This window comes from Chitinophaga arvensicola (assembly GCF_900110835.1).
Taxonomy (GTDB): domain Bacteria; phylum Bacteroidota; class Bacteroidia; order Chitinophagales; family Chitinophagaceae; genus Chitinophaga; species Chitinophaga arvensicola.
In genome coordinates, this window is record NZ_FOJG01000001.1 from 1,616,545 (window position 1) to 1,636,865 (window position 20,321).

General features: G+C 46.6%; 19 protein-coding genes. 7 read left to right on the plus strand and 12 right to left on the minus strand.

Annotated elements, in window-relative coordinates; all coding sequences use genetic code 11:
• The first annotated feature begins 7 nt into the window (after nucleotides 1–7).
• On the plus strand, nucleotides 8–2,524 hold the full coding sequence (locus tag BMW79_RS06915; RefSeq protein WP_089892323.1) for a TonB-dependent receptor plug domain-containing protein: 2,517 nt from the start codon (nucleotides 8–10) through the stop codon (nucleotides 2,522–2,524).
• Here the strand turns inward: BMW79_RS06915 and BMW79_RS06920 are convergent.
• From BMW79_RS06920 to BMW79_RS06940, 5 genes are all read right to left on the minus strand, one after another.
• Complete coding sequence (locus tag BMW79_RS06920) at nucleotides 2,514–3,179, minus strand: hypothetical protein (RefSeq protein ID WP_089892325.1); 666 nt, start codon at nucleotides 3,177–3,179, stop codon at nucleotides 2,514–2,516. The two genes, BMW79_RS06915 and BMW79_RS06920, sit on opposite strands and share 11 nt — an antisense overlap.
• Nucleotides 3,180–3,359: 180 nt before the next feature.
• Nucleotides 3,360–4,028: a LytR/AlgR family response regulator transcription factor gene (locus tag BMW79_RS06925; RefSeq protein ID WP_089892328.1), complete on the minus strand. Its 669-nt coding sequence runs from the start codon at nucleotides 4,026–4,028 to the stop codon at nucleotides 3,360–3,362.
• Nucleotides 4,028–5,095, minus strand: a complete 1,068-nt coding sequence (locus BMW79_RS06930; protein WP_089892331.1) for a sensor histidine kinase — start codon at nucleotides 5,093–5,095, stop codon at nucleotides 4,028–4,030. Before BMW79_RS06930 ends, BMW79_RS06925 begins: the two co-directional genes overlap by 1 nt.
• A 95-nt stretch (nucleotides 5,096–5,190) precedes the next feature.
• A complete protein-coding gene (locus BMW79_RS06935) occupies nucleotides 5,191–5,730 on the minus strand; it encodes a hypothetical protein (RefSeq protein WP_089892334.1) in 540 nt (179 codons plus the stop codon).
• A gap of 4 nt (nucleotides 5,731–5,734) precedes the next feature.
• On the minus strand, nucleotides 5,735–6,208 hold the full coding sequence (locus BMW79_RS06940) for an RNA polymerase sigma factor (protein ID WP_089892337.1): 474 nt from the start codon (nucleotides 6,206–6,208) through the stop codon (nucleotides 5,735–5,737).
• Between BMW79_RS06940 and BMW79_RS06945 the strand changes: the two genes are divergently transcribed.
• Nucleotides 6,207–7,013 (plus strand): SMI1/KNR4 family protein, encoded by an 807-nt coding sequence (locus tag BMW79_RS06945; RefSeq protein ID WP_089892340.1) that lies wholly within the window; start codon nucleotides 6,207–6,209, stop codon nucleotides 7,011–7,013. The two genes, BMW79_RS06940 and BMW79_RS06945, sit on opposite strands and share 2 nt — an antisense overlap.
• Here BMW79_RS06945 and BMW79_RS06950 read toward each other — a convergent pair.
• The gene (locus tag BMW79_RS06950) at nucleotides 6,989–7,738 is read right to left on the minus strand and encodes a DUF4184 family protein (RefSeq protein ID WP_089892343.1); all 750 of its coding nucleotides are present in this window, start codon (nucleotides 7,736–7,738) and stop codon (nucleotides 6,989–6,991) included. The genes BMW79_RS06945 and BMW79_RS06950 overlap by 25 nt on opposite strands.
• A 172-nt stretch (nucleotides 7,739–7,910) precedes the next feature.
• Here BMW79_RS06950 and BMW79_RS06955 point away from each other — a divergent pair, with 172 nt between their 5' ends.
• From BMW79_RS06955 to BMW79_RS06965, 3 genes are all read left to right on the plus strand, one after another.
• Nucleotides 7,911–8,435 (plus strand): YceI family protein, encoded by a 525-nt coding sequence (locus tag BMW79_RS06955; RefSeq protein ID WP_089892346.1) that lies wholly within the window; start codon nucleotides 7,911–7,913, stop codon nucleotides 8,433–8,435.
• Between the two features lie 124 nt (nucleotides 8,436–8,559).
• On the plus strand, nucleotides 8,560–9,843 hold the full coding sequence (locus tag BMW79_RS06960; RefSeq protein ID WP_089892349.1) for a DEAD/DEAH box helicase: 1,284 nt from the start codon (nucleotides 8,560–8,562) through the stop codon (nucleotides 9,841–9,843).
• A gap of 155 nt (nucleotides 9,844–9,998) precedes the next feature.
• Nucleotides 9,999–10,526: a hypothetical protein gene (locus tag BMW79_RS06965; RefSeq protein WP_089892351.1), complete on the plus strand. Its 528-nt coding sequence runs from the start codon at nucleotides 9,999–10,001 to the stop codon at nucleotides 10,524–10,526.
• Nucleotides 10,527–10,590: 64 nt separating this feature from the next.
• Here BMW79_RS06965 and BMW79_RS06970 read toward each other — a convergent pair whose 3' ends face one another.
• The 5 genes from BMW79_RS06970 to BMW79_RS06990 all read right to left on the minus strand — a co-directional run bounded on the left by BMW79_RS06970 (nucleotide 10,591) and on the right by BMW79_RS06990 (nucleotide 13,632).
• Nucleotides 10,591–11,178 (minus strand): YceI family protein, encoded by a 588-nt coding sequence (locus tag BMW79_RS06970; RefSeq protein WP_089892353.1) that lies wholly within the window; start codon nucleotides 11,176–11,178, stop codon nucleotides 10,591–10,593.
• Nucleotides 11,179–11,208: 30 nt separating this feature from the next.
• The gene (locus tag BMW79_RS06975; protein WP_089892356.1) at nucleotides 11,209–11,643 is read right to left on the minus strand and encodes a DoxX family protein; all 435 of its coding nucleotides are present in this window, start codon (nucleotides 11,641–11,643) and stop codon (nucleotides 11,209–11,211) included.
• 61 nt (nucleotides 11,644–11,704) lie between these two features.
• Entirely contained in the window at nucleotides 11,705–12,157 is a 453-nt protein-coding gene (locus BMW79_RS06980; protein ID WP_089892359.1) for a MarR family winged helix-turn-helix transcriptional regulator, read from the minus strand.
• Nucleotides 12,158–12,285: 128 nt separating this feature from the next.
• Nucleotides 12,286–13,026: an SDR family oxidoreductase gene (locus BMW79_RS06985; RefSeq protein ID WP_089892361.1), complete on the minus strand. Its 741-nt coding sequence runs from the start codon at nucleotides 13,024–13,026 to the stop codon at nucleotides 12,286–12,288.
• Nucleotides 13,027–13,092: 66 nt separating this feature from the next.
• Nucleotides 13,093–13,632 (minus strand): DinB family protein, encoded by a 540-nt coding sequence (locus tag BMW79_RS06990; RefSeq protein ID WP_089892364.1) that lies wholly within the window; start codon nucleotides 13,630–13,632, stop codon nucleotides 13,093–13,095.
• 135 nt (nucleotides 13,633–13,767) lie between these two features.
• Between BMW79_RS06990 and BMW79_RS06995 the strand changes: the two genes are divergently transcribed.
• Nucleotides 13,768–16,002 (plus strand): alpha-L-rhamnosidase N-terminal domain-containing protein, encoded by a 2,235-nt coding sequence (locus BMW79_RS06995; protein WP_089892367.1) that lies wholly within the window; start codon nucleotides 13,768–13,770, stop codon nucleotides 16,000–16,002.
• A 66-nt stretch (nucleotides 16,003–16,068) separates the two neighbouring features.
• Here BMW79_RS06995 and BMW79_RS07000 read toward each other — a convergent pair whose 3' ends face one another.
• On the minus strand, nucleotides 16,069–16,443 hold the full coding sequence (locus tag BMW79_RS07000) for a transmembrane 220 family protein (RefSeq protein ID WP_089892370.1): 375 nt from the start codon (nucleotides 16,441–16,443) through the stop codon (nucleotides 16,069–16,071).
• 627 nt (nucleotides 16,444–17,070) lie between these two features.
• On the opposite strand from BMW79_RS07000, the gene BMW79_RS07005 reads away from it, so the two are divergent.
• Nucleotides 17,071–20,307 carry a SusC/RagA family TonB-linked outer membrane protein gene (locus BMW79_RS07005; RefSeq protein ID WP_089892372.1) on the plus strand — a complete coding sequence of 1,079 codons (3,237 nt, stop codon included), beginning with the start codon at nucleotides 17,071–17,073 and terminating at the stop codon, nucleotides 20,305–20,307.
• The last annotated feature ends 14 nt before the right edge of the window (nucleotides 20,308–20,321 follow it).

Sequence of the window (20,321 nt, forward strand, 5' to 3'; positions counted from 1 at the left end):
CCTACCGATGATAAAATATCTATACCCTGCTTTTATACTTTTCCCCATCAGCATGGCCGCTACGGCGCAAGGCACCGCAGATACCATCCCGGCGCCGGCTGTACGTACCCTGAATGAAGTGGTGACCGTAGGTACCCGCAGCAGCGGGCGCACCAGGTTGAACACAGTAGCACCCGTAGATGTATTCCATCTCTCAAAAATACAGGTACTCACCCCGCAGAACGACCTGAATCAGATCCTGCAATATATTTCCCCGTCGTTCAACTCCAACCGGCAGTCATCTTCCGACGGCAGCGAACATATAGATCCGGCCAGTATCCGGGGCCTCGGACCTGATCAGCTATTGGTGCTGATCAACGGAAAACGCCGTCATACTACATCGCTGGTAAATAACCAGGGAACGGTAGGCAACGGTTCCGTAGGCACCGACCTGAATGCGATTCCCGCAGCAGCGATCGAGCGCATTGAAGTGCTGCGCGACGGCGCCTCTGCACAATACGGCTCCGACGCCATTGCAGGGGTGATCAACATTGTACTGAAACAAAACACGCATCAGCTTTTTGCAGCGTTAACAGGTGGGGTGACTTCCCGTGGCGATGGTGGCCTCGGACAATTGAGTCTTAATTATGGCGCCGGTCTGGGTAAACAGGGCGGTTATATCAATATCACCGGAGAGGCTTACCAACGAGGAAAAACCACCCGTGCGCAAAACAATAACCTGATCATTTTTGACCAGTCGGCCCTCAATAACTTCTTCGCCTACGACTTCACCGATGATCCGGCGGCTTCCCGGAAGTACGACGACGATATGCTGAAACAGAAAGGATTGAAAAGAGATGATTTCAACTTTCAGATAGGTGATGCACAGATAAAAAACGGCGGCGTCTTTTATAATTTATCACTTCCCTTCGGCAATGGGAAAAGCGAATTCTATTCATTTGGCGGTTACAGCTACCGGCAAGGCGAAGGCTTTGGCTTCCGCCGGTTACCCAGCGACCCTACCGTAAATGTATATACGATTTATCCGGATGGTTTTCAGCCAACCACGGATTCCCGGATCCATGACCGCTCCATTGCAGTAGGTGTGAAACATAAACTGGGCGAATGGCAGGCAGATCTGAGTAATACCCTGGGGGATAACCGCTTCGATTATAAAGTAGATCATACGGTGAATGCTTCCCTGGAAAGCGCCTCCCCTACCAGCTTTAAAGCCGGTGGGCATGAATTTTTGCAAAACACCACCAACCTGGATTTCAGCCGTCGTTTTGCAAATGTGGCTGCAGGTCTGAACCTGGCCTTTGGTGCGGAATTTCGGGTCGATGATTATCGCATCCGTAGCGGCGAAGAGGCTTCCTGGAAAAATTATGCATTGGTAGTGGGAAATGATGGCACCGTGACAAATCCATCCGGACTGGCTGGTGGATCGCAGTCTTTTACCGGCTTCTCTCCTGATAATGCCATCCATAAAAACAGGAATAACACGGGTATTTATGTAGATGGGGAACTGGATATTACTTCCCGGTGGTTGATCAGCGCGGCATCGCGACTGGAACACTACAGTGATTTTGGTACCGCATTAAGTGGCAAGTTTGCTACCCGGTATAAAATTTCAGAGGTGTTCAATGTACGCGGCGCTATCAGTAATGGCTTCCGTGCGCCCTCATTGCATCAGCAATACTTTAGTTACGTGAGTACCGATATCCTGCCGGATAACACCCTCGGACAGTCAGGATTTTTTACCAACCAGAGTGCGGTGGCAAAGGCATTGGGCATTCCTAAACTGAAACAGGAAACCTCTGTGAACTATAGCCTTGGCTTTACTGCGCAGGCGGCCCGTAATTTCAGTATTTCGGTAGATGGTTATCTTACGCAGATCAAAAACAGGATCGTATTAACCGGCAGCTTCGGCTTTGATGCCAACGGCAATCCGGTGGAAGCGATACAGAAGATCATCAACCCGCTGGGCGCCAGCTCCGCAAGGTTCTTCAGTAACGGCATCGATACCCGTACAGCGGGTATTGATGTGGTAGCGGATTACAACCTGCGTTCCGGTCCGCATGGCTTTAATGCGTCGCTGGGCTTTAATTACAACAAGAATACCATCACGGGTGATTTACATATCCCGGCCGGTTTAAAAGGACAGGAACAGATCTTCTTTTCGCCAAACGACAGCATCCTGATTACAGAAGGTACACCACGGGTGAAAGCGAATCTGTCGCTTACCTATAGCTATAAGAAATTTAGTGTGCTGTTGCGGAATGTGTATTTCGGAGAAGTATCCCGCAATAGTTTCCCTTTTGGAGAAGTGCAGGTGCATAAGGGGAAAGTGGTAACGGATCTGTCTTTCAGCTACAATTTGCAGCCCTTTACATTTACCGTGGGTGCTAACAATATCCTGGATGTATTCCCGGATGAACAGGTTTATGGTAACAGTTATTTTGGTGTGTTTAAGTATGCATCTGTGCAGATGGGCACATTGGGCTCATTTTATTTTGCACGGGTAGCCGTGAATATCAATCATTAGATTTTCCGGTATAAAAAAGATACAATAAAGTAATGCCATAAATGTCAGCGCGGCGCCGGGTGAAGCTCTTCATGTAAGAACCCTTCAACTCTATGGCGCCGTTCTTCTTTTTGCCCAACCCGATCCTGATACCCGCATTCGCCATGGGTCCTACTGAGTGTTGCATGGTAGAATCTATAAAGGTATTATTTCGTGGGTCCTTATGCGTTACATTCACCGGTCCGTAGTGATAACCAAGTCCTCCACCGGCAAAGAACCCCATACTGTTTTTAGCCGCCCCGGTAGAAAAGGCGCCGAAGTTGAATTGTATCACCAACGGAATATCCACCATGGCGCGCGCCTTTGTAAAAGGGCCTTCTTCATCTTCATCCGTGGCGTAATAGATCATATTGCCATCCAGATCATAATACCAATCTGTTTTTTTGCCCGGACTGTGCCCTGATCCGCCAAAGGAAAATGGAATGCCCAGTGAAAGTGACATGTTTTCCCTCTCCACCACATTGTAGCGGATGGAATACGTAAGCCCTACGCTGGTTACACTTTTGGAAGAAGTACGGTCTATAAAAACAGGGAATCCCAGCGAATGGAAGAAGCGTTGTGGAAATGCATGGAGTCCAACCATACAGGCAATTGCTAACAGAACAATTTTTTTCATACAGCGGTGGCGGGATTAAAGGTGGTGACATAAAGGTAAAGTAAAAAGCTATTGAAACAGCGCAGTGCTTTGATCGCTTTTTGCCTTCTTATCTTGTGCTGTCGTAATAGGGTGGTTTACTCCCTGCAACTGGTTGGCAGCGGGTTTTATCAGCTACAATAACGTTACTTCCTCTCAGCATTACACCCCTAATATTTTGAACAGGGAATCCTTGTAATGATTCCCGATAGGGATATCCTGCTGGCCGATGTAGATGCAATTACCTTGTATGTGTGAAATCTTGTTTTTGTGGATCATAAACGACCGGTGTACGCGGAGAAAGAGCGCCGGTGGCAGCGTGGCTTCCAGTTGGGAAAAGGAGATGTTGGAAACAATCACCTGTTGGGAAGTAACTACCCTGGTATAGTTGCCCCGGGCTTCCGCATACAGGATATCATCGTATTGCACCTGGTATATTTTCCCGGCAGCTTTCAGGAAGATATGTTGTCCGGCGGATTGTATTTTCTGCCTGGCTTTATCTACCGCTACTATAAACCGTTCCAGTGAAAATGGTTTTACCAGGTAGTCGCAGGCGGCCAGGTCAAAGGCATCCGTGGCGTATTCCTTATACGCAGTGGTGAATATGACGGCGGGTACTTCTTTCAATGTTCTCAAAAAACTGATGCCATTCAGCACCGGCATATTGATATCTAAGAACAACAGTTGTACGGGAATGGTTTCCAATATACTTTTCGCTTCCAGTGCGTCGCCGCAGCTTCCTGCTATATGTAAAAAAGGAAGATGACTGCAATAGGCTGCTACTATTTCCCGCGCAATGGGTGCATCATCGATGATCAGGCAGTTTATCATTACTGTGGCGTATTAAGTGTTAAGGTGGCAGTATAATTACCATCAGTGATGGTCGTGTGATATTCATAGCCGTTGTTATACAGCAACTCCATGCGTTTGAGTGTGTTGGCCAGTCCTACGCCGCCATTTTTACCAGGCATGGACGCTTCTTTTTCCCCGAAGGAATTTTTAACAGTAAAGCATATACGTTTATTGGTGATGCTTAAACGGATATCTATGTATATGTTTTTGGCTGTGGTATTAACGGCATGCTTAAAGGCGTTTTCCACGAATACAATTAACAGCATAGGGGCTATTTTGATGTGGGTATCTGTAACGGGCGCTATGCTGGTATGCAGCACTAATCTGCTGCCAATATTGGTTCTGGCCAGTTCAATATAGTTATCGATATAGGCGAGTTCGGCTGTAAGCGGTACAAAGGTTTGTTTGGCGTCATATACGGAATAACGTAACAGGTCCGATAATTTGAGGATCATTTCGGGCATGCGTTCGTGCTTTGTCAGCGACAGTCCGTAGAGATTATTTAATGTGTTAAAAAGGAAATGGGGACTTAGCTGTGATAGCAACAGATCAAGTTCACTTTTTTGTTGTGTAGCAGTGGCATATTGTTCCCGGAGGGTATGCCGGAGTAGTTTCAGGAATACGCCCATGCAAAAGCCGATGAAGATTACCGGGGCAATAGCTATCATCGTCAGTACCCTGGATCCCTGGTAGCGGATATGATATACAAGATCGAAAACGGTACCATGAGCAATCGTAATAATGCTCCAGCAGAGTAAAAAAGAAAGGGTAAAGAATATCGGCTTTCCTGTCAGCAGATATTTTCCACACAAATACCTGCCGAAGTAAATAAAGAACAGAAAATGAAGTACAGTGAAGTACCAGAACTGCGCGTCTCCTCCACGTGGGTTGCCGGTATAAAAAACGATGGCGATAAAGCCACAGATCCAGAAGCCGGCGAGGAAGAGCAGATGCAGTGCTTTGTTTTGACTGGTAAGCGCTGCCAGCAGGCGGTTGCCAGGAATAATGTCTCCTGTTGCGATGAAGGTGGCGGATGTATTTTTCATGTTTCGAATGTCACAAACTATCCGCAACAAGGTAAATCAATAGGATGTATATTCCATTTATCTGGATGGAAAGGTGTTTTGAAGGGACAAAATAATCAGCGACTCAGCTCCTCTACTGTTTGGCGGATATGTTTTATCCGGCCACGCCAGATCTTCCAGTTGGCATATACCTGCATTGCCATAATGAGTGCCAGTGCGAACAGCGTAGCATATTTAGACCCGTTCCATTGAATGCCGGCCAGCAGGAAAGTCATGACGCCTGCAAATCCCAGTACTTTTGTGCAGATGGCCCATGCTGCGTATATCCTGATTGCCCGCAGTTTTTGCCGCATATGATCCAGTAAATTATTTTCCTCTCCGGGATGGGTGGCCATTCTATAGCCGATAACGTTATTGGCCAGCATGCAGGCTACGGAAAATACCAGCAGGGCATTGAGATAGAAAGGCTTTTTGTCGCCGTCGAAAAAGTCATAGTATACCAACAGAAAGGCTACATAACCGATGGCTTCAATGATCATTTGCGTCCGGATTCTTTTTAGTACCGGTGAAGTGTGTTTTCGGATGATGCCCTGCAGGTCGGTAATGGTCCGGTGGGGGGCGGGAGTAGCGTCCCAGGCTGCTTTTAAAGGATCCATGTGGTTATAATTTTAGCATGTTTTTGATCTTGCTTTTAATCCGGTTGAGTTTAACGCCTACATAGTTTTCATCGATACCGGTGATCTCTGCAATTTCCTGGTAGCTCATATCTTCGAGGTACAGGGCGATGATGGCCTTTTCTGCATCGTTGAGCCGTTTCAGTGCGGCAAACAGTTGATCCTGTTGCGGACTGGTGCCGCCGTGGCTACCTGTGGGTAGTTCCGGTAACTGGTCGGTATAGGTAATGTGTGGCTTCTTCCGGCGGAAGTCTGCCAGTGCGGTATTCAGTGCAATCCGGTATATCCAGGTGCTGATCCTGGCATGGCCCTGAAAGGAGGAATAGGACTTCCATAACTGGTAGATCATTTCCTGGAAAAGGTCTTCCCTGTCTTCCCGGGTATCGCGGTACAGGCGGCACAACTTATGCAGGATGCCCTGGTGCTGCTGTATTGTATCGAGAAATGCGGGTTGGTCCATGAAAGGGTATTTATCAGGGTTAGTTGTAATCGGAGGCAAAAACTTACAGGCAGGCAGAAATATTTTTGTGCCGGTAGCGGAAGATAGTGATCATCCGGATATCAACTTTCCTTTGTATGTTTGTTTTATCATGCACTATCTACAAATCATCCACAAATTATACAACTTACCGGAAGATGTCAATCACGGTTATGACGAAGCTGAAATTGCCCTGTTGGAGCGCCGTTTACAGGTACAATTACCTGCGTCGCTGCGCCAGTATTATCTTTCAGTAGGTAAGAATAAAATGGTGAACGACAGTTTTAACCGGTTAACCTCTCTGGGGGAAATTGGTTTTTCGGAAGATGATCACCTGGTTTTTTATGAGGAGAATCAGGCAGTGGTGTTATGGGGTATTGCGAAAGCAGACCTGCCGGCTCCCAATCCGCCGGTGTATGGCACTTACGATAGTGCACGCCAGGAATGGTTTATGGATGCTGATACCACGGAACATTTTTTATTGTCGATGGCCTGGTGGAACGGCGCCCTGGGCGGACTTACCCATACCGCTTTTACGGACCTGGAAGAAGACCTGACCCCGGAGCGCATCGCTGCTGTTACCGCCAACTGGCAGGAGCAACCGGGTGTATCCAACCAATTGTTGCGATTCTTTACCAACGATTTTGAAGATATCCTGGTGTTTTCCACGGAGCAAAACGGGCAGGTAAATGGCGTATATGCAGGCACCAACCGCCAGGAAAAATATAAAGCTATGCTGCATACACTGCAGATGGAATGGTGCTATCGTTCAGACCGGGACGAATAATAGCGGTACCAGCCTACCGTGAATAGCAGTCCGTAGAAAACGCCGCCCAGCGCTACGGCGAGATAATCCATTCCTTTGCAGGGAATGTGATGGACGTATTCATTAACAATCAATACCACTCCGCTTATAACAGTTACCATCGTCCAGAAAAAGGCCTGCTGAGCAGTACTTTTTTTCGGGAGACTGTTTACCCGTGGGATCTTCAGAAAAAAGTACAGCAGGATCAGTAATCCGGCAACGGAGCTGAGGTACTGCATGAGATACCACATTTTCATCGGATGCTGTACCACTATGATATCCTTTTGGAGGAACGCAAGGTGGGTAACAAATCCGCCTTCTCCATGTGTAAACGCATCCAGAAAGAAATGGGTGAGTACGCCAAGTATAATAGAAGATAGCACTACCCAGTAATGCTGACGGAAATAACTGTTCCAGTTGAATGTGCGGAACAGCTGTAGCCTCGTACCTGCCCATGCCGGCAGGTAAGGCAGCAGCATAGGTTTTACCACCTGGTGGTATAGCCAGGCCAGTAGCAGTGCTAACGGTATATCATATACGAAAATTCCCCACCACTGATGGCCGCTGTTAAAATAGGGATTCAGTAAAATAAAATAGTAGAAGTCCGGTACCATGCTGCCGATAATCAGACCGGTGGCAGAAAGGTATTGCCGGGAGGTATTGGTAAAGGGAACAACTATCGCTGCGTGTGATATTGTGAATGGCATCTTCTAATGGTAATTGTACATAAATTTAAATTAATTATAATAATTTATGTGGGTATTATAAAGAAATGTTAATGTTACAATCGTCCATCATTTCCGGTAAAATGTCCAACGCAAGTGAACGGGTTTACACTTACTTTTATAAGGTCTTTGAAAACATAAAAAACAATGTGCTATGGCAAACTGGAAAATTGATGAATCACACAGTGAAATAGGATTCAAAGTTAAACATCTCATGATTACAAACGTGAGTGGATATTTTACCCGTTTCACCGGGACGATCCAGACGGACAGCGACGACTTTCATGACGCTACTATTTCTTTTGAAGCAGCGGCAGATAGTATCGATACGCAGAACAGGCAGCGCGATGAACATCTGCGCAATGGCGAATTTTTTGACGCAGCGAATCACCCCAAGATCAGCTTTGTCTCCAAAAGAGTAAAAAAGATCGATGACGAACAGTATAAATTACTGGGTGATCTGACGATTAAAGGAGAAACACATCCTATTGAACTGGAAGTGACACATGGCGGTGTTACCGTGGATCCCTACGGACAAACGAAAGCAGGTTTTGCCCTCAAAGGCCGCCTCCATCGCGCCGATTATGGCCTGCGCTGGAATGCCACCACCGAAGCAGGTGGTATTGTACTCAGCGATGAGGTGAAGCTGAATATGGAAATACAACTGGTGAAAGAATAGCTTTCCCACAGATAAAGTATAAATGCGGCGGAGCAGAAAGGACATCCTTCTTGTTCCGCCGCATTTTGTTAAAGAAGGAAAGCTTGCTGCTATTGGCTATCTTTGTGGCTGCTAATGAAGTCACATGAAATTTGAACAATATAATATCTCCTCAGAAATAAAGGAAAGCCTGGAAGAAATGGGCTTTAAAAAGCCTACGGATATACAATTCAAGGCGATTCCCTCTATCCTGAACGGAGACGATGTAATGGCGATTGCGCAGACAGGTACCGGTAAAACCGCCGCTTTTGCCATTCCCATCCTGCACCGCCTGCAGAAGGAGGATCGCCGCTACCGTAAAGATAAATACGAAGTAAAATGCCTGGTAATGGTGCCCACCCGGGAACTGGCCATCCAGATTGCAGAAGTGTTTCAGTCGATCGCCCAGTACACCGACCTGAGCATCCTTGCTCTTGTAGGCGGGGTGGATCAGGGACCGCAGATCAAAGTACTGGAGAAAGGCGTAGACGTACTGATTGCCACTCCTGGCCGTATGTTCGACCAGATCAACCAGGGACATATTGACCTGAGCCAGGTGAGCACCCTTGTGCTCGATGAAGCGGATCATATGCTGGATCTCGGTTTTATCCGCGATATCCGCGATGTGATCAAACATATTCCCCGCGAGCATCAGACGCTGTTTTTTTCCGCCACCCTGAACAAAGACATTAAGGACCTGGCCTATTCTGTTGTGAATAATCCTATCCGCATACAGATATCTCCCAAAGATCCGGTGGCTAAAAACGTTAGTCACGCCGTGGCCTTTGTGGAAATGGACGATAAACGCTTTTTCCTGGAACGCCTGATCAAGGAATTCCCTGAAAGTAAAATTCTTGTATTTGTACGTACCAAAGTGCGCGCAGAACGTGTGATGGCCGCCATGGCCCGTATTGGCATCAAATCCCTCACCATGCACGGTGGCAAGGAACAGGGCGATCGCCTGGATGTAATGGATATCTTTAAAAAGGGAGAAATCAAAGTACTGGTGACCACCGATGTAAATGCAAGAGGAATCGACATCCCTAACGTAGACTACGTGGTGAACTACGATTTGCCGGATGTACCTGAAAATTATGTTCACCGGGTGGGTCGTACCGGCCGTGGTGTGCAGAAAGGACAGGCAGTTTCCTTCTGCAGCACGGAAGAAAAACCGGTGCTGGAAGAAATCCAGAAATTCCTGGGTAAGCCGATCACGGAAATGAAGATCAATAAAGATGATTACCGTGAAACAATCAGTTTCTCTGAAGATGTACCCAACGATAACTGGCAGCTGCTGCTCGATGAACATAATAAAGAGATGGCGGAGCTGGAGAAGAAAGTGAAGAAAAGAGCGGCGGCGAATGTGAAGAAGAAAGCGAAGAAGAAATAAAATGATTGAAGGATATAAAAGGCTGTTCCATCAGGAATGGCCTTTTTTAATGCGATAAAGTTGGCAAAAAATGCCAATTTATTTGTAATTTCAAGGATGAAGATCATAGCAAAATCATCAGGAGTATCTATAGATGTTTTAGTTCAATTGGTTTTATGAGCCAGAAGAAATCAAAAATTCAGAAATCTAAGGATGAGTTGGAAGCGTCTTTTGTTTTTCCGGTAAAGCTCTCTCAACAGCATAAGAAAGAAGCGGCGCTGCTGCTGGCGGAGGCAAGGAAGAAGCGGCGACAGGAAGCCTCGGATAAGGACAAGCTGATCAGTGGTCTGTTAAGCCTCCGTTTCCAATTGGAAGACTATATCAATGGAAATACCTTTAATCCGGATTTGTCATTTGGCTATTTTTTGAGTGAATATGTGAGTTTATTGGAGAAGAAAAGGAAAGTATTTGCAGAAGAGATCAGCATAGATGAAACACTGTTAAGCCAGTTAATTAATTTAAAACGTGACCCGCCTGATTATGTAACAGTCAGATTGGAGTTGCATTCCAATCGTGCTATCCCGGCCGATTACTGGTATCGGCTGGTGGAGAAAAGGAGGGAACATTTTATTAGAACAGATAAGTCGATCAGGAAAAAAGAAAAGCAGTTTGTACAGAACAAACTTAATGTTCACATCAGTTAGATAAAATAAAAAACGGTCCCGGCTTACACCGGGACCGACACTCAAAACACTATCTAATCTGTAACTATTGCTTTACTGCTTCTAAGTTCACCGTGATATCAACAGTAGGAGCTACTGCCCACACACCGGAAGGTAATTTGTCTGCATATTTTACACCGAAATCAAGACGGTTAATAGTCGCTTTAGCGGTGAACCCTGCTCTTCTTAAACCCCATGGATCTTTAATTACACCGTTGTAAGTAACGTCGAAGGTTACACGTTTTGTAGTGTTGCGGATAGTAAGATCTGCTAACAGTACATATTTGTCGCCTGCTACTTTCTTAAAGGAAACACTTTTCAGGGTGAGAGAAGGATATTCTGCCACATTGAAGAAGTCGTCTGTTTTCAGGTGACCATCACGCTGATCTACACCAGTGGAGATGCTGGTAGCATCTACGGTGAAGTCTATTTTTGCATTCTGGAAATTAGTGCTGTCGGCGGTTTCAATGGTGCCATTGAATTTGGTGAAATGGCCTTGTACATAGCTCAGTCCAAGGTGTTTTACACCAAAGTTGATGCTGGTATGCGCAGGATCCGCATTCCATTTTACCTGTGCAAAAGTGACGATACTGGCTAAAACCAGGAGGGTGGTGAAAAAGAAACTTTTCTTCATGATTGCTTTTTTATTGAGTTGAATAAATTGTTATCTGGAAAGTTGACGGTCGGCAGACCAGCGGCCGGCGCCTTTAATGATCAGGGCGATGTTGATACCGATCACCAGCAGGTGATATTCAAATCCCTCTCCTGCCTGTGTGCCGCCCCAGTTCATAAAGAACCCGTTAGCTGAATGTATGTTCATGGCCACCAGCATAATCACGGTGAGCATGGCTGCCCAGATCCTGGTGGTAAAGCCGAAGAGGATCAGCAGGGAGCCGATGCTTTCAGTGAATATTACCAGGAACGCCAGGATAGCAGGTGTTCCCTGTGAGGTGAAATAGCCCATGGTGGCTTTAAAACCATAGCCTCCGAATAAGCCCAGTAATTTCTGTGCGCCATGTGGTAACATCACCAATGCTACGGTGATACGAACTATAAACGAAGTAAGGTTGTCGTCTGTTCGAAGTAATCGTTTAAACATAAGGGTATATTTATTGTCGTTTGTACCTTTATTGTATATACAACAGTTGAGGCAAAAAAAATCAACTACGGAGTTTGTCCAGCAATTCGCTGATGGTAGCCACTTCTTCCGGGGTCAGTTTTTTGGTAATTTCCCGGTGATTCTTCTCCATAATAGGATCCAATTCGCGTAATAAAGCCTTGCCCTTTTCTGTGATCTCAATTTCTACTTTACGACGGTTGCTGTCGCACTGCTCACGGGTCAATAATCCTTTCTGGCGTAATTTCTCCACCAGCCTGGTGGCATTGCTCATTTTGTCCATCATACGCTCCTGGATATCCAGCAGGTTTAATGCGCGGGGACTGCTCCCGCGAAGTATCCGTAATACATTGAATTGCTGGGCAGACAGGTCATACTGCTTCAACGCCTGATTAGCGCTTACCTCCAGCCAATTACCGGTAAAGATGATATTGAGCATGGCTTTTTGGTATTCGTCCTTAAATCTCGTTTGTTTCAGTTCCTCTTCCAGTTTCATAATTACATTTACAACTGTTGTTTATACAACAAAGGTAGTTGTATTTTTCATTCTGCCAAATTTTTCCATATAAAAGAGGAAAGGGGAGGATCATTGATCTTCCCCTTTCCTTTTATGATGTAAGTGGTTTAGCTGTTTAATCCGCCGTCGATAGTAAGGGCAGAACCATTGATATAGCCGCTTTCCGGACCAGCCAGGAAACTCACCAGGTCGGCCACATCTGTTGCCTGGCCATAATGTCCCAGGGCGATATGCTGCCGCTGGAAGTCGGAATGGGGGCCGTCGGCCGGATTCATGTCCGTATCTACCGGTCCTGGCTGTACCAGGTTGGTAGTAATACCTCTTGCACCAAGATCGCGGGCCAGGCCTTTGTTAAAGGCGGTAAGAGCCGATTTACTCATGCTGTACAGGGTGCCATAAGGGCCTACAACCCGATCCGCCATGCAACTGCCGATAGTAATGATCCTTCCTCCTTTCTCCATGTGTTTGGTGGCGGCCTGGGTGGCTACGAAAACAGCGCGGGTATTAACAGCCATGGTTTGTTCGTAATCTTCCAGGGTATAATCCGAAAACGGTTTCATAACAGCGACACCGGCATTGTTAACGAGTATGTCTATGCGGCCGTGCGTAGTGATAGTATGATCCACTGCGGCGACAACTGCATTTACATCGGCACTGTCGGCCGCTATAGCGGAGGCTTTCTCTCCTTTGGCACTTAATTCTTCCACCAGCGTATTGGCTGCGGTGGCTCCTTTTACATAGGTAAACACAACGGTGGCACCCTCTCCCGCCAGGCGCTTTACAATGGCGGCGCCCATACCCCTGCTTCCTCCTGTTACCAGGGCTATTTTGTTTTCCAGACGTTTCATAATGAATGATTTTATGCTGGCAAAACTAGTGGCGGCAAGGGAGCTAAAGAAGAGGAGTAGAAATTGTTAACTACTAACTTCCATGTTAGAATTGTGCTGGAAGTACCTTTCCCGGAGTATATTAAAATGATGTACCTGGTGGCCGATAATGGTAAACCCAAGTGCGAGTACAGACATTTCTGTTTTCCAGCTCATACCCGTTCTTAGCAGCGCAGCCGCAGAGAAGTTATGAAACTGCGTGATAGTGGCGCTGCGTACGGCCTTCAGTTCGGCCAGTATTTCGGCAACACTGCGGTGATCTATCTCCGCGTTGGCGGCATAGTCGTCCTGTTCCATAGTAGGTGGAAACTGGCCATCTTTCCGGGCAAACAGCAACGCACGGTAAGAGAAAATCCGTTCGGTATCCGTAATATGTTCCAGTACATTTTTTAATGTCCATTTCCCCTCAGCATAGGCATAGTTACCCAATGGTTCCAGCGCTCGTGCATCCAGTTCGTTCAGGGCGTTTAATGACCATTCCAAAGCAGCGTGAATAGCCAGATCCGGCACCAGGCTGATATATCGGGTATAATATCCGGGATCGGGCTGGATAGCATTTTTCTTCATCGGTGGGTATTTTTAGGGAGATGAATATACGAACATTTTTTCCGGGGCTACAGGCGGTTACCTGCGTCAACTTATCTTATTAATAATTTTAATATATTTGTAGGGAATATCCTGACTACCTACAATCCTTATGCTATGAAATATCTGCTGCAATGCCTGTTGCTGCCGGCACTCCTGGGTTTTACCCTTATGGGGGCCGCGCAGGACGCTCCGGCGCATAATCCCGCCCAATGGGATGCCCGCTGGATTGCGGACCAGAATGCTGTTCCGGCCGCCTATGGCGTATATCTTTTCCGTAAAGAATTTCAGTTGCTCAATTATTCGGGACCATTTATCATTCATCTCTCAGCCGACAACCATTACCGTTTATATGTAAACGGGCAATTTGCCGGAACGGGACCGGCCCGCTCAGACCCGGCCAACTGGTATTACGAAACCATCGATATTGGTCCGCAACTGAAATATGGCGCCAATGTGATCGCTGTAGAAGTAACCAACGCGGGCCCCTATAAACCCCGTGGACAATTCAGTCAGGGTACAGCCTTGCTGATACAAGGCCATAGTTCCCGCGAAGCCGCTATTATCAACACCGGATCTACCTCCTGGCGTGTACTGGAAGATGAGTCGGTACATCCGCTGCCGGTGAAAAGTACCTCCTTTTACGGTGCCGCTCCCGGCGATAGCGTGATGGCACAATACCATCCCTGGGGATGGGAACAGCCGGCGTATAAAGACAGTGCCTGGGCAACGGCTGTGGTGGTATCGCAGCCGTTATTGCAGGGTCGCAGCGCCAATGGCTGGCGTTTACTGACACCTTCTCCCCTGGGTGGATTGCAACAGGAGCGGCAGTCTTTCCATAGCCTCGTAACAACGCAGGGCATCACCCCGGAAGCGACCTGGCTGAAAGGAACAGCGCCGCTAACCATTCCGGCTAAACGAAAAGTACATCTTGTGCTGGATGCCGGACAACAAACCACCGGGTTCCCGGAAATGTTGATCAGCGGAGGACTCGACGCAGGAATTAAAATAAGTTATCAGCCGGCCTATACCAGCAGTACGATAGTGCAGGATGTGATCCGTCCCGATGGTGGCTTGCGCCGCAAATTCCGCTCCGGTGGCTATCGCAGCTTCCGGTATGTACAACTGGATATTGAAACAGGAAAAGCGCCATTGGTATTGCACGATTACTATAACGTATATACGCAGTACGGGTTGCAGGATAAATCTTCCTTTACCGCCACCCCGGCTACCGACTCGCTGTGGGCTGCCGGTAAGAGAGCTGCCCTCACGGGCGCACAGGACAACTTATACAATGATCCTTTCCAGGAGCAGCTGCAATATATACAGGACGCGCGTATCCAGGGGCTTGCCCTTACTTATTTTTCCGGAGATGATCACCTGCTGAGAAATGCATTGGTGCAAACAGATCAGTCGCGCATCCCGGAAGGACTGATGCGCTCCCGTTATCCGTCGGACGACCGGATGGTATCGGTGACAGATGCACTGAGCTGGATCGGGGCGGTACAGGATTACTTGTTGTATAAAGCCGATAAATCACTGGCGAAGCAGTTTTACCCCGGTATCCGGAGTATCCTCGACTGGGTAGACCGCTACCAGGACCCGGCAACGGGCCTGCCGGGCAGTATGCCTTACAGTGATAGTACTGCTTTGTCACCCATCACCGGGGAATATCTCTACGCATTGCGACAGGCAGCGTTGATAGCCGGTTATTGTGATAAATCCGCAGATTCGCTGATATACGCCCGTACAGCCGATAAATTAAGAGAAGTATGGTATCAGCAGTGCTATGACGCCGCAAAGGGATTATATGCGGAAACACCTGCCCGGAAATCGTTTTCCCGCTATACAAATGCGATGGCTGTATTGGCACAGGCAGTTCCGCCCAGGCAGGTGAAAAATGTAATGCAGAGATTAGTCAGTGAAAAAGCGCCGCCGTACGAATCGCTGCGGGCAAAGTATTATATTTTCAAAGCCATGCAGGAAACCGGGGTCACTGAAACGTTCCCGGCGGAATTAAAGGTGCTTACCTCTTTGCTGGAACAAAACCAGACGGCTGCCTACCAATCTTCCGCCGCTGTGGCTAATCTGTTCCTGTTGGGTATCACAGCCGGCATCCAATCCACTTCCTATGGTTTCAAAACAGTATTGATTGCACCCGATCCCGGTGCCGCACCAACAGTGAATGCGGTGATGGTACATCCCGATGGTGAGTTGATAGTGGTCCGGCTTGTCTTTAAAAATAATCGTGTAAGTGGTACTGTGAGGCTTCCGTTTGGGGTTACCGGAAAATTCCGCTGGCGGGGCAGGGAAATCACCCTGCATGGTGGTCCGCAGGAGGTGAGTTTATAAGTAAAACGGAAGTATCAAAAGTCCGTACTCCACGGAGAAGGGATTTTTGATACTTCCTCTTTTTTATTATGCACGTTTTCTTTTCGAGTAAAAATAATTTATCCCTAATGCGGCTATACAAATGAACAATCCAAAGAACTCCCGTGTTTCTTCAATCCAGGGCTTGGTTGCTTTCATGGTTTCCGCAAGGTTCTCTGCGTTATGTTTGGTGAACCAGTCTTCCACCCCGTTCTGATCAAAGAATTTATAGGTAGCATACACCAGGTAAACCAGTATACCGGCAAGATACGACTTCGGATAAAAACGGTTACCGGCAGCCATACCGCAAAGTAATGCGGAATACAGGTAAATGGGCATCCATACATAAGGATCAGGATCATTGTACTGCAATCCCGCAAACAGGATGAACATCAGGCAAAACACAACATTCAATACTTTCATGACGCTAAAAAATTAAGGCTTAAACATACACAAAAGAATTTCAAAAGTATATTCCTTGTATTATTTTATCCGGTGAGTGTGGAATAGTGGAATGACAACCTGTAATTTTGTCACTTTTAAAGAAAATGTTAAAAGAGCACTTGTCTGTGCTAAAATAATGTCATATATTCGAATTATTACGTCATTCCACGTGAGAACCAAAATCTGAGATTAGAGCAATGTTTGTTACAAGCGTTAAAATGATTCTCACTTATTTTTTTTTGTAACAGTTTTTATTTTATTAACCAGCAAATCCATCGTTAAACACAAATTTTTAAACATCAACCTTATGATCTAAAATCGTTTGATCAATAGTGTTTGTTTTATAGTCTTATTCATTATTCAGTAGTTTTTACTCAACTGTTGAACAGGCACTCTTATTCCTTTTTCTCACCCGTGTAGCGCATCATGCACGAGTGCTGGAGAACTAATGCTTTGTATTTTATGAAAATTGACCTGCCGCAAAAAATCAGCGTAGCGGGAACGGATTCTGTATGCAAGGTAGTGACTGTTCAATAAGAAGATTAGAATAGATAGGAATCCTTATTTTCTAACAATTTTTCTTAAACGTTTCCCTTAAATCACGTTATGAAAAAGCAATTTTACCAGGCACTCGCTGCGCTATGCAGCATCTTGCTGCTATTGGCCAGCAGTAATGTCTCCGCTCAAACAAAAGTTACGGGTAAAGTAACTGACAAAGCATCAGGCAATGCGCTGCCGGGCGTTACCGTGTTTGTAAAAGGTACCAACAGGGGTACCGCCACAGATCCCGCCGGCACATTTAATGTATTGTCTAAACCAGGGGAAACACTGGTGTTCTCGTTTGTAGGCTACGACCCACTGGAAGTAGTGGTGGGCAATGGTCCTATGACGGTATTACTCAGTGAAAAAGTAGGCTCGCTGGAAGAAGTAGTCGTAACCGGCTATGCCAGCCAGAAAAAGAAAGATCTCACCGGTGCGGTATCCATTGTAAAGGTGGATAACCTCGTAAAACAACCTACTTCCCAGATTGCCAACCAGCTGCAGGGACAGGTTTCCGGTGTTACCATTCTCGGTTCCGGCCAGCCAGGTCAGGAACCCCAGGTAAAGATCCGTGGGGTGAATACCTTCGGTAACAACACGCCGCTCTATGTAGTGGATGGAGTACCGATTTCTAACCTCACAGACGTAAACCCCAACGATGTGCAGACCATGCAGGTGTTGAAAGACGCCGGCGCCGCCTCTATCTATGGTGCACGTGCCGCCAATGGCGTAATCGTTATCACCACTAAAAGAGGTACCAACAAAGTAAAGGTGTCCTATGATGGTTATTATGGTACACAACGTCCTAAAGGCGGAAATGTATGGAATATCCTCAGTCCGCAGGAACAGGCCAACCTGAAATGGATGGCCATCGCCAATACTACGCCTAACCCTACTTATAATGACGAACAATATGGCTCCGGTGCTACTCCCCGCCTGCCGGATTATATCGCCCCGCAGGGCGCCATGGAAGGTGATCCGGGCACAGACCCATCTACCTACTATGTAAATCCTAATTACAAGGTAGCCAGTGATGTGGACGGTTTTCACCGCATCGTAAAAGCTAATAAATCAGGTACCGACTGGTTCCATGAAATATTCAAACCTGCACCTATCACCAGTCACAACGTATCCGTTGCAGGTGGTGGCGATATCGGCAGCTACTTTTTCTCTTTCTACTATTTCAACCAGGAAGGTACTTTGAAAAATACCTACAATAAACGTTATGCCGTTCGTGCCAACAGCACCTACAACGTAACGGATCATATCCGTGTGGGAGAAAACATGGAGTATTCCCTGATCAATAACCCGCAGATCGCTTCCCTCACAGAAGGTAGCGGTATTGGTATGGCATTCCGCGAAATGCCGATCATCCCGGTATATGATATCAAAGGAAATTATGCCGGTAGCTTTGGTAAAGGTTTAGGTAATGCCCGTAACCCGGTTGCTATCCAGGATCGCTTTGGTACTACTAAAACACTGGCCAACCGCTTATTGGGTAACGTATTTGCAGAAGCAGACATCCTCCGGCATTTCACGCTCCGTACCAGCTTCGGTGGTGAAATCTACTCTTTCAATAATCACTCCTTTACGTTACCTGAATACGAAAACGCCGAAAATAACAAGGTGAACTCGTATACAGAAAACGCCGGAAGCGGCTACGACTGGACCTGGACAAATACCCTGACCTATCATCAGAATTTCAACCAGGTGCACGATGTAAAAGTATTGATCGGTACAGAAGCCTTCGATAACCAGGGCCGTACCGTTGGTGGTTCTACTCCTGATTACTTCTCTTTTAATCCTGACTTCACCAATCTTAGTACTGGTGGCGGTACCCCTACCAACTACAGTGGAAGGTTTACCGATGGATTATTTTCACTGTTTGCGAGGGTAGATTATTCCTTTAAAGATCGCTACCTGCTGGGTGCTCTGATCCGCCGTGATGGATCTTCCCGCTTCGGTTCCTCCAACAGATATGGTAACTTCCCTGCGGTAAGCGCCGCCTGGCGTATTTCCCAGGAAAGTTTCATGAAGAACGTCAGCTGGATTTCCGATTTGAAAATCCGTGGTGGCTGGGGTATCATGGGTAACCAGATTAACGTGGATCCCCAGAACTCCTTCACCGTTTATGGATTTGATAAAGGAAACTCTTTCTATGATCTGAAAGGTACCGGCAACAGCATTTTACAAGGCTTCTACCGCACCCGTATCGGTAACGCCGATGCGAAATGGGAAAGTAACGTAAACAGTAACATCGGTATCGATGCAACCCTGTTTAAAGGCGTACTGGAAATCACCGCAGACTACTACCGCAAAACAGTAAAGGATCTGCTGTATAACCCTGAATTACCAGGTGTTTACGGTATTGCCGCTGCTCCTTATGTGAACGTGGCACAAATGAAGAACAAAGGGTTCGACTTCTCCGCTACCGGAAACATTAATATCACCAAAGATCTGAAACTGGACCTGAACGGTAACTTCACGACTTATAACAACGAGATCGTTAAAATATCAGACGCTGCTCCTTACTTCGATCAGGAACAACGCAGGTTCAATGGTACGTTTATCATCCGTAACGCTATCGGGCAATCTATCAGTGAATTCTTCGGGTACAAAGTAGATGGCTTCTGGAACAGCCAGGCAGAAATAGATGCTGCCAACAAATCTACCCGGGATAAATTCAAAGACAATTCACTGGTGTATCAGACAGATACCAAACCAGGCCGTTTTAAATATGCAGACGTAAACGGTGATGGCAGAATTACAGAAGCAGACCGTACTTATCTCGGTAATCCGAATCCTAAATTCAGCTACGGTTTGAACATTGGTCTTACTTACAAAGCATGGGATTTCAGCATGTTCCTGTATGGTGTACAGGGAAACAAAATCTGGAACCAGGTGAAATGGTGGACAGACTTCTATCCTTCCTTTGAAGGTGCGAAGAGCAAAACAGCCTTGTATGATTCCTGGTTGCCTACCCGCCAGAATGCAACAGCTCCTATCCAGGAAACTTCTCCGTCTTTCAGTACTTCCAACGTGCCTAACTCTTATTTCGTTGAAAATGGTTCTTACCTGCGTGCAAAAAATATCATGCTCGGTTATACTATCCCCAGCCAGGTGTTAAAAAGAGCCGGTATCAGCAAGATCAGGGTATATGGACAGGCAGCAAACCTGTTTACCATTACCAAATACTCAGGTATTGATCCTGAAATTACCGGTGGTACCAGCAATTTCGGTGTGGATGAAGGAGCATATCCTAATCAGCGCCAGTATCTGCTCGGTTTGAATGTAACCTTCTGATAATTTTTTCCTGA